Origin of the sequence: Acinetobacter sp. WCHAc060006 (assembly GCF_004209135.1) — a bacterium.
Taxonomy (GTDB): Bacteria; Pseudomonadota; Gammaproteobacteria; order Pseudomonadales; family Moraxellaceae; genus Acinetobacter; species Acinetobacter cumulans.
The window spans coordinates 1-13831 of record NZ_SGSS01000022.1 but is presented as its reverse complement, the minus strand read 5'-3'; the positions used below and the strand labels follow the sequence as shown (position 1 = coordinate 13831).

The window sequence follows — 13831 nt, the reverse complement described above, 5'->3', positions numbered from 1 at the left end:
GGCAATGTAATGATAGGAACTTGCATTGAGAAAAGTGGGCTATGCATTTATAAAAAATAAAAATATGTTTTGGCCAGCAACGTTTTGCTTGGTTGCTGTATTGCTGACCGTGGTGATCATTAATGCCATTGTTGGTCTTTTAATGTTTTATATCGATTATAGACAGCCCATCTATTGGCATGTGTTAAGTCCTTATCTTATTACGCTGGTAGTGACCATTATGGCGCTTTCAGTGATCTATGAGTTTTATATATTTAGAACGGGAGGCTATTCACTGGCCAAACAATTGGGTGCAAGGCGCTTAAGTTTGGTCGAGAGTGTGCCAGAAGAAAGTATAGCGCTTAAAATTACCGAGCAACTTTCGGATATTTTTCTTATTGATACTCCAGCTTTATATGTCTTGCCAAGTGAAGAGGGTGTAAATGCCTTAACGGCAGGTTTTTACCCTAAAGATACCGCCATTATTTTAACTTGGGGAGCACTGCAAAATTTAGATGAGGTTGAGCTTTATGGTTTATTAAGCCATGAATTTAATAAAATTTTGTCTGGTGAGGCGGCAGAAAATACCCGCTTAAAAATTTTGTACAGTAGTCTGACAACTTTTAGTCAGTGGGGTAGTAAATTAGCCAAACGTGGTTTTTATCGTAATGGCTATATCCATGAAAATAAATTTGAAACGCTGTTTGTTTCTTTGGGTGCCATTATTTGGTTAATTGGTAGTTTAGGTGTACTCATTACGCGTTTAATTAAGTTTATGACTTTAGGTGGTCGTACTTATAAAAATGACCAAAAAACCAAACGCTTAATTCAAAATGATGCCAATATTCAAACCTTAATGCGTATTTATGTACATCATTCGGGTTCACAAATTCATAGTGAGTATGCTGAATCTATTTCTCACATGTGTTTTGCTAATGCTTTAAGTCCACAAAACTGGATGAATATTCATCCTAGTGTAGGGCAACGAATTTTTGAATTAAACCCAGGCATTATTCATGAGTTACAGTTGGAAAACCTGAAAAAACTGAAAAATCAGCCTTTATTTAATTTGTTCCGATCTTTAGAAGAATCTATGGTGGATTTTTCAATCCCTTGGAGTTCGCCACAGCCTTTGCCTTTATTAAGACTTTCACCCATTAGTTTTGCCATAAAAGATGCAATTAAGCCTTTAAACCCAGAAATTCGTGATAACTGGAAGCGCCCAGAACTGATTGATCGTGCTTTACAAACATCGACAGGTTCACGTGAAGTGATGGTGGCGATTTTGATGATTCGTCAATATCGTGAATTCATACCAGCAGAAGCAGAAGTGAGTCGTGCCATTGTAGATGCTTTATTAAACTTGGATGGCCGAGTACATATCGCGATATTCCATGAAGCTTGTAAGAATATTGGGGGGATGCCAGCCACAGTATCACGTCAATTTTTAATGAAATTGGCACGAATTATTCAAGAAGATGGTGAAATTGGATTACTCGATGCATTGTTGATTGAGCGGGTTAAATTTGAGTTAAATTTGATGCCTGTACATACACCTACGGCTTTGGAAGAGGTCAAGCCGTCCATTGTGCGTTTAATTGATGCATTATTGCACGTACAGCAAATTAATAGTGATAGCCAGCTTGAAGTTCGAGAGAAAATTTTAAAACGCATATTGAGCCAAACTGAGTTAGAGTTATATAGTGAAATTTCAGATGAGCCGATTGATTTGGCGGAAATTTTAAATGATATTTCGGGTCTGCAATTACGTGAACGCATCAGCATATTGGGGGTTGCTGAAGTTTGTTTATGGAATGACCGAATTATTACCCAAGATGAATTGGATGTTTTGGCGCTGCTCTATTGGCGTTTAGGTTTTGAGTCAGCTGATGTGGTGGAGTTGATGCAGAAGAAAAATAGTTTAATGATTATTTAAAAAATAAAAATTTAGCCATGATGTTGAATTGAATAACTTAATAGAGGGCTGAGCATCCGAATCTGATTGTTATCAAAGTGCTTGCGCAATCATTAGGCCGAATATTTTAAAAAGTTCAGCAAAGCGAGCTTATTCTCGTTAGAATATCCAACCTGAAATAGGTGATGATGAAAAGATGATAGGGCATCAGCGTGACGTACTGGCTGCATTGGGAATAGATATTTGGATTCCCAAGGCTGAAGTGTGTCAGCCACATCAGTCAACACTTTGGCGTGATCAAGCACCAGCAGAAATCATCTCGGACACGGTATCCGAAATCATTGTACCTCATTTAGTTGCACGCTCTTCAGTTGTTATATCACCTAGTCCAGTATTGGTTCCTGCTCAGCAGGAAGCTGTAGTTGTTGCTGAGCCTGTCAAGCAGGCACCTGAACCAGAGATTGATGTTCGCCCGAGCTTAAAAATTGATGCTTTTGTGGTTGAGGCATTAAATATGGCACATTGTGTGGTACTCACAGATGCTGCCAATTTAACAGCAGAACAGCAATTGCTCTGGTCGAATATTCAACGTGCATTAGCTTCTGAGTTTTTAATGTTGCAATGGCCTTTTGCATGGCTTAAATTTCAAGATGGTCGTGGTGCGAGTTCGTACGTGCAAGGTTTTATCGATGGCATGCGTGAAGGCCATAAAAGCATCCTGTGCTTGGGTAAAATTCCTTATTTGGAATCTTCTGAGTGTATTGAGCTGGCATCATTACAAGAAATGTTAGATGAACCCAAATTAAAAAAACGCTTATGGCAGTTTATGCAAAGTAAGCCCAAGGACTTAGAATCATCATGAAGCAAAAAGTTGTTGTTTTTAGTCAAATCGATCAAAGCATTCTTTATCAACTACAACAACAATTTCAAGTGGTTCAAATATCACCCAAGCTAGGCGATGTTCAACAGCAAATTATAGAAGCAACGCGAGATGCGGATGGCATGATCGGGGCGGGAAGAATATTAAATGCCACGAATTTAAGCCAAGCGAAACAGCTAAAAGTAATTTCGAGTGTCAGCGTGGGCTATGATAATTATGACTTGGCATATTTAAATCAACAGCAAATTTGGTTGGCACATACCCCACATGTTTTAACAGAAACCACAGCAGATTTGGCTTTTACTTTATTGATGAGTGCTGCGCGTAAAGTAGCTTCTTTAGATGCATGGACCAAGCAGGGTTTATGGCAACGGACGGTGTCTGAAGCGCAATTTGGTGTTGATATCTACGGGAAAACATTAGGTATTATTGGTTTAGGGCATATTGGTGAGGCAATTGCACGTCGTGGCTTTCATGGTTTTAATATGAACGTGTTGTACCATAATCGCAGTGAAAATCCGTCACGTGCGAGTGCACTCAATGCTACATACTGTGATTTAAACAGCTTATTAAAACGTTCAGATTTTGTGGTGGTGGCGGTAGATTTGAATTCTGACTCGCAGGCTTTAATTGGTGAGGCGGAGCTTAAGTTAATGCAGTCACATGCTGTGCTGGTGAATATTGCACGGGGTTCAGTGGTGGATGAGCAAGCCTTGATTCATGCACTTAAAAATCGTCAAATATTTGCAGCAGGTTTGGATGTATATGCCAAAGAACCTTTGCAGCACTCTGAGTTATTTGAGCTGGATAATGTGGTGACTTTACCGCATGTGGGGTCAGCAACGGCTGCCACCCGTAAGCGAATGGCTGATTTAGCCTATCAGAATTTGCTTGAAGCATTGGCAGGTCGACAGCCGACTTATGTTGTAAACCCGTTATACCAATAATAATTTTATAACACTTACTCAGAAAAATAGTCTATTTTCAATGTTATAGTCTTTTGCTTTCTGGGCTTTTGAGGGGTCAATTTTGAAACGTTTTTTGTTGGCGTGCGGTTTAATGACCCTTCCATGGGCAGTACAAGCACAGACTGTTGAATTTAATACAGCACCTGCGATGTCTGTACCTGATATTGGTGGCGGTATTGGCTTACTCGACCAACAAAAAGAAACTGAAATTGGCGAAAAAGTTTATCGTGAAGTGAATAAGCAAATGCCAGTTATGCATAATCCTTGGCTGGAAGATCGTTTATTAAGTACTTTTACCCACTTATTGAGTCAGACTAAACTCAACCAGCCTATTGGTTTGTTGGTTATTAATGATCCGCAAATCAATGCTTTTGCAGTGCCTGGTGGGTTATTTGCAATGAATGCGGGTCTGATTAATGCAGCTAAAAATATGGATGAAGTTGCTGGTGTAATGGCACATGAGATTGCTCATGTGAGCCAGCGCCATTATAGTCGCTCGCAAGAAGCGTTTAAGGGGCAGGGCTTCTTAACTTTGGCGGGTTTGCTGGTGGGTGCATTGGTTGCGTCTAAAGCAGATAGTGATGTCGGGACGGCAGTTATGCTGGGTTCGCAGGCGGCCATTATGGATAAGCAACTCAGCTATAGCCGTAATCAGGAGCGCGAAGCTGATCGAATTGGCATGCAATATATGTATGCTGCTGGTTATAATCCGCAAAGCATGGCAGATTTTTTTGAAGTGATGAACCGCGCGTCTTCGCGGGTCAGTTTTTTACCAGATTTTTGGTTTACCCATCCTTTAACTTCTGAGCGAATGAGCGAGGCACGCCTTCGTGCAAATCAATTGCCTGCGGTTAAACCGAATTTGCTGGATGAAGAATTCGACATTATTAAGTGGTACACGCGTGTATTGTCTCATCAAGTGACAGAACAACAGTTGCAAACTGCGGTTAACCAAAATAAATTCGCGGGTCAGTTGGCAATGGCAGCTTATCAAATTCAACAAGGGGATTATAAGCTTGCACAGCAGGCCTTAGATGCAGCCAAAAAGCAGAAAAAATCGCATGTATTAATGACCTTGCTACAAACGGATGTGTATTTGGGGCGAGATAAATTAGATGATGCACAGCGGATGATTCAAAGTGCCGCCGTGATCATGCCAGAGAATCGAGCTTTAAATTATAAATATGCGGAAGTATTGATTAGACAAAATATGATATCGGAAGCACAAGCAATTGTGATGCGGTTTTTACGTGCCAATACGCGTGATCTGAGTGGTTGGCGTTTAATGCAAAACTCTGCCAATGTGAATAATGAGGATCGATATAAAGCGGTAAATGTTTTACGTTATCGTGCAGAAGTTGAGTTTTGGTCTGGTTATGAAGAAAATGCAATTAAGTCACTCATTCATGCGCATCGTTTAGCCAAAGACAATAAATCTTTAGCGGCAACGGTCAAAGTTCGTTTAACTGAAATGCAAAAAGCCAGAATGCTTAAAATTTAACAATTAGAAGGCTAATTATAATTAAAAAAGAGGTCGATATGATCCGTGGGCAATGTTTATGTGGTGCGGTGTAGTATCAAGTTCATCGAGAAATTGAGATGAGTATTTTGTGTTTCTGTCAGGATTGTCGGCAGGCACAGGGTTCGGTATTTGCATGGAATAGCCCGATCCCAAAACAGAATTTCCAGTTGCTTCAAGGTGCAGATTTTCTCAAAGAATATTTTCATACGCACCAAAAAGCACGGGTATTTTGTATGAATTGTGCGAGTCCAATTTATTCTTATCGTTTGGATTTACCTGACATTTTGCGTTTGAGACTGGGCACAGTGACAGAGGGCGATATTCCTGCACCTATAGAATTTGCATATACGGAAAATCAACCGCATTTCTTATGTGTTACTGCTGAATAAATGAATATCCTTTGCTTTGATGCTACAATATTTTTTTAATATTATTTTGATAAAGATTCTACTTCATGAAAAAAATTGTAGCTTTGGCCTGTGTAGTGCTTGGTAGTTTTTCTATAGTTCAGGCTGCTAGTGTTGAGCAATATGTCATGGCGGTAGAAAAAATTAATGAGAATTATAAAAAGGATACGCGTAATTTTTTTGTGACTTTAGATCCAATGCAACGTGGCTTTAGTGCGGCACAGCAAGAAAAATTTTGTGGCATTGTTGCACAATATGCTCAGGACTTATATGCAGCTGCCGATAAAAACCGTTCAGCTTTAGATCCAAAGTATGCAAATTTGACCAAGCAAGATGTAAATCAACAGGTATTAAGCGCTAAAGAAATGCAGATGTTGAAGCAATATAATGTGCAGTGTACTTTAAATTAAATGTTGTGGTGAAGGGTTGTACTGGTTTTATTTAGGCATGTTGTATGCAAAAGATGGGAAGAATTCTTTTAGAGTTATTTTATTACAGAATATTAAAATAGACGTATTTTAATATAAATTACTTATGAACTGGCTTTTAATTAAAAGACAGTTCAACAGTAAAGAAATAGAATCAGATTGGGAAATTACGCAAGTTTTGCTTTAATTTTTGCAGAAACTTGAGAAGGATCGGCGCGTCCGGCTATGAGCGGACGCAGAGAGTTCATCACCTTACCCATATCTTTCATGCTAGTAGCTTCTTGCGCAGCTATTGTTTGCGCAATAATGGAATCAAGTTCTTCCTCAGTCATAGCTTCTGGTAGAAATTGAGATAAAACCTCAAGTTCGGCTTGTTCCTTACTAGCTAAATCTTCTCGACCAGCGCCACTAAAGGCTTTGATCGATTCTTTACGTTGTTTTATTTGCTTTTCAATGACCGCAAGAACTTGAGTATCGTCAAGCTCTTTGCGCTCATCGACTTCAATTTGCTTGATTGCTGCCTGTAGACTACGTATTACCGTTAACTTATCCATTTCTTTAGCACGCATAGTTGCTTTTAAAACTTCAGTTATTTGGTTTTTTAAAGTAGTCATTTATCTTGTCCAGGTTAGTCAATCAATCACAAATTAATCTTAGTAAAGGCGAGTCGTACGTACTGATTCACGCGCCAATTTCTTTTGGTAGCGTTTAACAGCAGCAGCTTTTTTACGTTTACGTTCTTGAGTAGGTTTTTCGTAGAATTCGCGTTTACGAACGTCAGCAAGAACACCTGCTTTTTCGCATGAACGTTTGAAACGACGGATAGCTACGTCTACTGGTTCGCCTTCTTTCAATTTAACTTGTGGCATGAAGAATCCTCATTAAGTTATGGATAAGATCTAGGCAGAATTGCCTTCGATCACAAGTGAAGGTCAGTATTTTACTCATTTACATCTCATACCACAAGTCTATAATAGGTTTCGCAATAGAATTGATACAGGTTATAGGCAGTTTAATGATCGTTTTAGGCTTAGAAACATCTTGTGATGAAACAGGACTCGCATTGTATGACAGCGAGTTGGGTTTACGCGGGCAAGTCTTATATAGCCAAATTAAACTGCATGCAGAATACGGCGGCGTGGTACCAGAGCTGGCTTCGCGTGACCATGTGCGTAAGTTAATTCCACTTTTAACGCAGTTGCTTGCAGACAGCGATATTAAAAAATCTGAAATTGATGCCATCGCATATACCCGTGGTCCGGGTTTAATGGGTGCATTGATGACAGGTGCACTATTTGGTCGTACTTTAGCCTTCGCTTTAAATAAACCTGCTATTGGTGTGCATCACATGGAAGGTCACATGTTGGCGCCATTGTTGTCAGAAACACCTCCAGAGTTTCCATTTGTAGCGCTATTGGTTTCGGGTGGTCATTCACAGCTAATGGCTGCATACGGCATTGGTCAATATGAGTTACTTGGTGAATCCATTGATGACGCGGCAGGCGAAGCGTTTGACAAAGTCGCGAAAATGATGGGCTTGCCGTACCCAGGTGGGCCAAATATTTCTAGATTGGCAGAGCAAGGCGATCCAAATGCGTTTGCATTTCCACGTCCAATGTTGCATCAAGGTTTGGAATTTTCATTTAGTGGCTTAAAAACAGCCGTATCGGTACAAATGAAAAAAATAGGCGATGAAAACCGCGATGCGGATATTGCTGCAAGTTTCCAAGAAGCAATTGTAGATACTTTAGTAAAAAAATCCGTGAAGGCGCTGAAACAAACAGGTTTAAAACGTTTGGTTATAGCGGGTGGTGTGAGTGCTAATAAACGCTTACGTGAACGTTTAGAAGCAGATTTAGCCAAAATTCGTGCATCGGTTTATTATGCAGAACCTGCATTGTGTACAGATAATGGCGCAATGATTGCTTTTGCAGGTTATCAGCGTTTAAAAGCTGGTCAGCATGATGGTTTGTCTGTTACGACGACACCACGCTGGCCGATGACTGAGTTAACTAATCCTACTGAACTTTAATAGACAGTTCAAATGTTCAAAAAGAGGCCAAGTGCCTCTTTTTTTGTGCTTGGAAATAACAAAATACATCTATTTATTCATATCACTTAAGGCAATATGAATAAAGCTAGTCCTTAAAATATTCAAAATAAATATAAAAATGTATGCGTGCTATATAAGCAATGCCTGCAAATAATGAAAAGTAGAGAGCAAAAAATGATAAATCAGCATAATCCTGCATGGTCATTGGCCATACCTGTTGCCAGGCTTTGTGCATTTGGCCATTTTTGCAACCTATTTATTTTTTAGTTTCGTGCCTTAAATAGATGTTTTTTCAGCGATAATGATTTCAGTTGAGTTGGCACATAGTGATCACGCGTTGTGCAAGCGAATTTATTTTTAAGGTTATTTTTTGGATATTCGATCTTAAATATTCAAAAAAGTTTCATCAGGTTGTCATGAATTCTACATTTACCATGCTTATTCTTTGCACCTAATGTATTGAATGTAGAATAAAAAATGAAACAGACAAGTTTGAGCTTAACGATATGCGGGGCACTTTTTTTAACGGCATGTGGTAGTTCTAAAGATGAAAATGTGCCAAGCACTGTTGTGCAGTCTGAGCAGACATTAACTTTTGGAAATGCTACTTGTTGGTTGGGTGGAACTGAAAAACGTAGCGGTATAGATAAAAATAATAATGCTGTACTCGATGACAATGAAGTTGAAAAAACTGAAACGATTTGTTTGAGCAAGAATGTCTTTGCCAATGGTATTCGTCTTGATTATGAAGTCATGGACAATTTAAAAGGAATTGCCGATGGTGCCAAAGCAGGCAATAACTTAGAAGTGCGACGTGGTGGTTTTGGTTCAGATATGGTGGCACATCCAAGCAATAAAAATCAGTTTTATGCTTTGACCGACCGTGGCCCAAATGCCGATTACAACCTAAATAAAGACAATGGAAAAATGTTTCCAGACCCTACTTATGTGCCTCGTATTGGGTTATTTGAAGTACAAGGAAATGGCAAAGTCACTAAGCTTAAGGAAATTTTGTTGAAAGACCGTAACGGGAGCAATATTTCAGGTTTACCCAATGCAAATTTTGGTTCAACTAAAGAAGCTGCTTACGATATTTATGGCAAATTATTGGCCAAACAAAGCGATGAATATGGCTTAGACCCTGAAGGCTTAGTCGCACTCAAAGATGGTACTTTTTGGGTCAGTGATGAATATGGCCCACATATTATTCACTATAGTGCGGAAGGGGTTGAACTCGATCGAATTAACGCCTTTGAGCAAGATAGTCGACGTACGGGAGGGTATTTGTTGCCTGCAGAGTTTGCGAATCGTCGACCAAACCGTGGCATGGAAGGGCTAACCATCACCCCAGATGGTAAAACCTTGGTTGGAATTATGCAGTCAACGATGGATAACCCCACTTCTGCCGTCAATAAATCAGATCTGACACGTATTGTGACCATTGATTTGGCCACAAAGAAAGTGAAACAGTATCTGTATAAACAAGAAGGTGGGGCATTGGCGTATTCCAACTCTGCCATTACAGCCTTAAGTAATACTTCATTCTTGGTTTTAGAACGAGATGGTGATTTTTATAAAGATAATACTCAGGCTTTTAAACGGGTATATAAAATCGATTTACGCAGTGCAACTGAATTAGAAAGTGTTACTGAAACAGCTCAATTCAAACAGGATGCAAAACTTGGGTTGAGTATTGATGGTTTGACCCTCGAGCAATATGTATTGGCCAAAGGTTGGGATGGATTAAAAGGTTTGGGAATATTGCCAGCCAGTAAAACACTGGTGCTCGATATGATTGAGAAAGTGAAATTTCCACATGATAAAATGGAAGGCTTATGGTTGATTGATCAGCAACGTTTGGGGTTAATCAATGATGATGATTTTTCGCTGTGGGTGACAAATGGTGTGTTGGAGCAAAAATATTTAGATAAAAATAAAAGTGTGATTGATGGCAATACCTTGTACATCATTGACGGTTTAGACCTAAAGCCAGTCCCATAAGTAGTTTGAGTAAGGTCACAGGCTTTTTTTAATAGTATTTTATATATTGCTCCAGTGCATGTACCTTTAAATATGTTTTAACAGCTATTTTACTGTCGTTATCACTGAAGAATAGAATAAAGCCATCAAAGATTGATGGCTTTATGCTTTAGATTTGCTTTGGCGGTGTAATTAAAGTGCTTTGAGTTGCTGAGAACCAATCCAATGTTTCGAAAATTGATAAGCTGAACGTCCAGAGCGTTGCCCACGGCTTTGGCACCAACGTAAAGATTCAGCACGTGCCAGCTCGGTCATTGGCATATTGGCTTTTGCTAAGTAATGTTCCACAATTTCTAAATAGAGATTTTGATCCATTGGGTAAAATGACAACCACATGCCAAAACGGTCAGACAACGAGATTTTCTCTTCTACAGCTTCTTGTGGATGTAATTCATGATGCTGAGGGACATCTGCTTTCATAACAGGTGTATTTTCATGCATAAATTCAGGCAATAAATGACGGCGATTACTGGTAGCATAAATAATAAAATTGTTTGAGCCAGATTGAAGCGAACCATCTAACACACTTTTTAAGCTGCGGTAATTTTCATCTTCAGCGTTAAACGCCAAATCATCACAATACACAATAAATTTTTCAGGACGGCCTGCGATAATTTTTTGAATTTCGGGTAGTTCAGATAAATCATCACGTTCAATTTCAATTAAACGTAACCCGTCCGCTTCATAGGCGGTTAAAAGTGCACGAACAATAGAGGATTTTCCTGTACCACGTGAGCCCGTGAGCAAAACATCATTGGCAGGGAGACCATTTAAAAACTGTAAGGTATTTTGAATGACTTTTTCTTTTTGACGTTCAATGCCTTTTAAATCGTCTAAATAGATTTTTTTCGCTTGTTGAATAGGCTTGAGCTGGTGGTTTTGCCATTTGTAGGCTGCCGTAGAAAAGTCAGGGGCTTGTTTAAGTTCTGGTAAGCTTTGTTGTAGTTGCAAAAGAACTGTAGAGAGGGAAGCGAGGATATTGTCAGGTAAATCAAGAGTTGCCATGAATATTCAACTAGTTAATAAGTGATGAATAGAAGTCGGTATAGTTTAACAATGTATAGGAATTCGACAATAAATGCCAAACAAAGCAAAGCTTTGACCATTGAAATCATGTGAAAAGTTTGTAACAGTGAGCTATAGGTCAACCTATAGTTAGAATAATTCAAGTAATGAGGGTGCGATATGCTGTTTAAAGACTTTACCAGTGAGATTAATCCGCATCAGGCATACCGTATTAAGAAGTTAAAACGTCAGCTAGAAACAGCTGAAAGCTATGAAGCATGGAAAAGTATAGCGCTCAAAATAGATGAAGAATCGGGCGCCCAAGAATGGAAGTTAGACAATTGCTCACCGTACTTTGATGCAGAAATTATTACACATCGTTTGGCGATGTTAAGACGTTATCGTCAGCAAAAACGTACGCAAGATTTGATGTATATTTTGCGTGAAGGCTTAAGTTATGACATAGCCAATATTGCGCATCCTTTATTATTTACTGTGGCTTATGTTGGCACCAAAAAAATTATTGAAGACTATATTGAAGAAGTGAGCCAAGGTTTAGCGTTTATTGCCTCTGAGTCTTGTAGTTGTTTAAGCAATGCGGAAAAATTAGCTTTCTTTAAGCATTGCCAAGTTGCTTATGGTCAACCTGCCATGATGTTTTCAGGTGGGGCAACATTAGGTTTATTTCACACAGGCGTATGTAAGGCACTCATGGCGCAAGATTTGATGCCAAAAGTGTTGTCTGGTTCGAGTGCTGGTGCAATTATGACGGCCATGTTGGGTGTGTCAAAACCAGCTGAATTTACTGAAATTCTGAAAGGGCAAAATTTTTATAGCGAAGCTTTTCACTTTCGCAAAATTTCAGACTTGCTGAAGGGCAATGGAGGCTTGGCTGATGTGAAATATCTCAAGAATTTCTTAATTGAAAACTTGGGAAATTTAACCTTTGCTGAAGCCAAAGAACGTTCAGGCTTAGACATTAATATTGCTGTGGCGCCCTATGATGCTTCGCAAGATGCACGGATTATGAATGCCTATACCTCACCTGATCTTTTGGTGTGGAGTGCAGTGTTGGCTTCTTGTGCTGTGCCTGTGCTGTTTCCACCTGTACGTTTAACCAGTAAGCGTTACGATGGTGAATATACGCCGTATATGGCCTCTACACGGTGGGTGGATGGCAGTGTGCGCAGTGATTTTCCACAAGAGAAAATGGCGCGCCTATATAATATTAACTACAGTATTGCCAGTCAGGTTAATCCACATATTGTGCCGTTTATGCAGGATGATATTGCACGCTTTCGTAAAGATATTATTAGCTGGCCAGAACGGATTGTACGCCGTCAAGGGAAGGTGATTGCAAAAGGGGTAATGGACTTTGCCCGTGAACGTGTAGATAAAGTACCGCCTGTACGACGTTTGCTTGATCATGGTTATGGGGTAGTCGATCAGCGCTATTATGGCGATGTTAATATTGTGGGGAAATACAGCTTGCGTCACTATAGCTACATGCTACAAAACCCACGTCCATATTTATTTAAAACCTTACAACAAGAAGGTGAACGGGCGACATGGCCTAAAATTTCCTTAATTGAAACACATGCAAGGGTAGGTAAAACCATTCAGCATTGCTTGGAGCTTTTAAATTATCAACATGCCGTTACAGATGCGACCAAATCTACAGATCTTGAAAAGATTCAATAGCCTTGCGCTGGAGCAATATCATTTTGAATCTAAAGCGAAGCCACGTAGCCAGTCTTATGGACGGCATGTGTATCGCTTAAATACACAAGATATTGCTCATGATGATGTCTTTTGGTTAAAGGCACAGCAAAAAACAGGAGCTACATTTGCCTTTCAAGGCTTTGAACAAGAATTAAACTGTTATCGCTCTTTGCAAGAACAGCAAGCTGATTTTATTTTGCCTGTACAGATTTTATCGAATATTACCATTCCGAAGACAGATTTATATTTTGATACTGCACTGATTTTGCCAGAAGCCAGTGCATTTTTTGAGGTAGAGCCTCATTTATTGCATCCAGAGCAAGTGAAACATCATTTGTGGCAGGCTATTAGTGTAATGGAACAGTTGAATCAATGTGGTTGGATTCATGGTGATTTAAAATCTACGCATTTTATGCAGTATCAACAGCGTGTGTGTTTAATTGATCTTGAGCAGGCACAGCCTTTACAGCAACAAAGCCATACACTCAATGCCACGCCACGCTATATGGCACCCGAATTATTTCATGCAGAAGCGAAAAGTATTCAAACTGATCTATATGCATTGGGCATTATTTTTTATGAATGGCTAACAGGCCAACGGTTAGTGGCAACAGACTATGAAGATTGGGCTTATTTGCACTGCCAACGATTAAAAATTGATTTACCTGTGAATTTTTTAAGATATTTACCACTGCTTGAAGCTATGTTGGCGAAGCATAAGTCGCAAAGAATGCATGATTTTTCACAATTAAAAAGGTGCTTAATGACTGAGATTGCATAATAAAAACACATCTTACTATTTTTTGTTTTTTATTTAAGCAAATGAGCGAGTTTTTTATAAAAAGCGCTTGTCATGCACAGATGATCGCTATAGTATACAAACCCATTGGGGACGTGGCGAAATTGGTAGAC

12 protein-coding genes and 1 pseudogene are annotated in these 13831 nt (G+C 39.4%); 10 read left to right on the top strand and 3 right to left on the bottom strand.

The genetic code is table 11. The features are described 5' to 3' along the window. Positions 1-25 precede the first annotated feature (25 nt). The 6 genes and pseudogenes from EXE29_RS12615 to EXE29_RS12590 all read left to right on the top strand — a co-directional run bounded on the left by EXE29_RS12615 (position 26) and on the right by EXE29_RS12590 (position 6081). Positions 26-1915: a M48 family metalloprotease gene (locus EXE29_RS12615; RefSeq protein WP_213072352.1), complete on the top strand. Its 1890-nt coding sequence runs from the start codon at positions 26-28 to the stop codon at positions 1913-1915. A 175-nt stretch (positions 1916-2090) separates the two neighbouring features. Then, positions 2091-2756, top strand: a complete 666-nt coding sequence (locus EXE29_RS12610) for a hypothetical protein (protein WP_120364285.1) — start codon at positions 2091-2093, stop codon at positions 2754-2756. Beyond that, complete coding sequence (locus EXE29_RS12605) at positions 2753-3721, top strand: 2-hydroxyacid dehydrogenase (protein ID WP_120364284.1); 969 nt, start codon at positions 2753-2755, stop codon at positions 3719-3721. The genes EXE29_RS12610 and EXE29_RS12605 overlap by 4 nt, the downstream gene beginning before the upstream one ends. Positions 3722-3803: 82 nt before the next feature. After that, complete coding sequence (locus EXE29_RS12600) at positions 3804-5243, top strand: M48 family metalloprotease (RefSeq protein WP_410159312.1); 1440 nt, start codon at positions 3804-3806, stop codon at positions 5241-5243. A 38-nt stretch (positions 5244-5281) separates the two neighbouring features. Next, positions 5282-5653, top strand: a pseudogene (locus EXE29_RS12595) (GFA family protein). Positions 5654-5718: 65 nt separating this feature from the next. Beyond that, positions 5719-6081, top strand: coding sequence for a hypothetical protein (locus EXE29_RS12590; protein ID WP_120364283.1), 363 nt, complete (start codon positions 5719-5721; stop codon positions 6079-6081). Between the two features lie 185 nt (positions 6082-6266). On the opposite strand, the gene EXE29_RS12585 is transcribed toward EXE29_RS12590, so the two are convergent. Together EXE29_RS12585 and rpsU are read right to left on the bottom strand one after the other, a co-directional pair. Further along, entirely contained in the window at positions 6267-6713 is a 447-nt protein-coding gene (locus tag EXE29_RS12585) for a GatB/YqeY domain-containing protein (RefSeq protein ID WP_106986031.1), read from the bottom strand. Positions 6714-6752: 39 nt separating this feature from the next. Continuing rightward, on the bottom strand, positions 6753-6968 hold the full coding sequence (gene rpsU, locus EXE29_RS12580; RefSeq protein WP_001136722.1) for a 30S ribosomal protein S21: 216 nt from the start codon (positions 6966-6968) through the stop codon (positions 6753-6755). A gap of 146 nt (positions 6969-7114) precedes the next feature. On the opposite strand from rpsU, the gene tsaD reads away from it, so the two are divergent. After that, positions 7115-8131, top strand: a complete 1017-nt coding sequence (tsaD, locus tag EXE29_RS12575) for a tRNA (adenosine(37)-N6)-threonylcarbamoyltransferase complex transferase subunit TsaD (RefSeq protein WP_117007002.1) — start codon at positions 7115-7117, stop codon at positions 8129-8131. A gap of 498 nt (positions 8132-8629) precedes the next feature. Then, positions 8630-10153: an esterase-like activity of phytase family protein gene (locus tag EXE29_RS12570; protein WP_106986028.1), complete on the top strand. Its 1524-nt coding sequence runs from the start codon at positions 8630-8632 to the stop codon at positions 10151-10153. 171 nt (positions 10154-10324) lie between these two features. Here EXE29_RS12570 and EXE29_RS12565 read toward each other — a convergent pair whose 3' ends face one another. Beyond that, the gene (locus EXE29_RS12565; RefSeq protein WP_106986027.1) at positions 10325-11197 is read right to left on the bottom strand and encodes an ATP-binding protein; all 873 of its coding nucleotides are present in this window, start codon (positions 11195-11197) and stop codon (positions 10325-10327) included. Between the two features lie 180 nt (positions 11198-11377). Between EXE29_RS12565 and EXE29_RS12560 the strand changes: the two genes are divergently transcribed. Both EXE29_RS12560 and EXE29_RS12555 read left to right on the top strand, forming a co-directional pair. After that, entirely contained in the window at positions 11378-12898 is a 1521-nt protein-coding gene (locus tag EXE29_RS12560) for a DUF3336 domain-containing protein (RefSeq protein ID WP_106986026.1), read from the top strand. Continuing rightward, complete coding sequence (locus EXE29_RS12555; protein WP_162368833.1) at positions 12861-13700, top strand: protein kinase domain-containing protein; 840 nt, start codon at positions 12861-12863, stop codon at positions 13698-13700. The genes EXE29_RS12560 and EXE29_RS12555 overlap by 38 nt, the downstream gene beginning before the upstream one ends. Positions 13701-13831: the final 131 nt, after the last annotated feature.

Excerpts from the sequence above, each read along its gene's own strand:
- EXE29_RS12610 (WP_120364285.1), top strand. The coding sequence starts at position 2,091 with ATGATAGGGCATCAGCGTGACGTACTGGCTGCATTGGGAATAGATATT.
- EXE29_RS12605 (WP_120364284.1), top strand. The coding sequence starts at position 2,753 with ATGAAGCAAAAAGTTGTTGTTTTTAGTCAAATCGATCAAAGCATTCTT.
- EXE29_RS12590 (WP_120364283.1), top strand. The coding sequence starts at position 5,719 with ATGAAAAAAATTGTAGCTTTGGCCTGTGTAGTGCTTGGTAGTTTTTCT.
- EXE29_RS12585 (WP_106986031.1), bottom strand. The coding sequence starts at position 6,713 with ATGACTACTTTAAAAAACCAAATAACTGAAGTTTTAAAAGCAACTATG.
- rpsU (WP_001136722.1), bottom strand. The coding sequence starts at position 6,968 with ATGCCACAAGTTAAATTGAAAGAAGGCGAACCAGTAGACGTAGCTATC.
- tsaD (WP_117007002.1), top strand. The coding sequence starts at position 7,115 with ATGATCGTTTTAGGCTTAGAAACATCTTGTGATGAAACAGGACTCGCA.
- EXE29_RS12570 (WP_106986028.1), top strand. The coding sequence starts at position 8,630 with ATGAAACAGACAAGTTTGAGCTTAACGATATGCGGGGCACTTTTTTTA.
- EXE29_RS12565 (WP_106986027.1), bottom strand. The coding sequence starts at position 11,197 with ATGGCAACTCTTGATTTACCTGACAATATCCTCGCTTCCCTCTCTACA.
- EXE29_RS12560 (WP_106986026.1), top strand. The coding sequence starts at position 11,378 with ATGCTGTTTAAAGACTTTACCAGTGAGATTAATCCGCATCAGGCATAC.
- EXE29_RS12555 (WP_162368833.1), top strand. The coding sequence starts at position 12,861 with ATGCGACCAAATCTACAGATCTTGAAAAGATTCAATAGCCTTGCGCTG.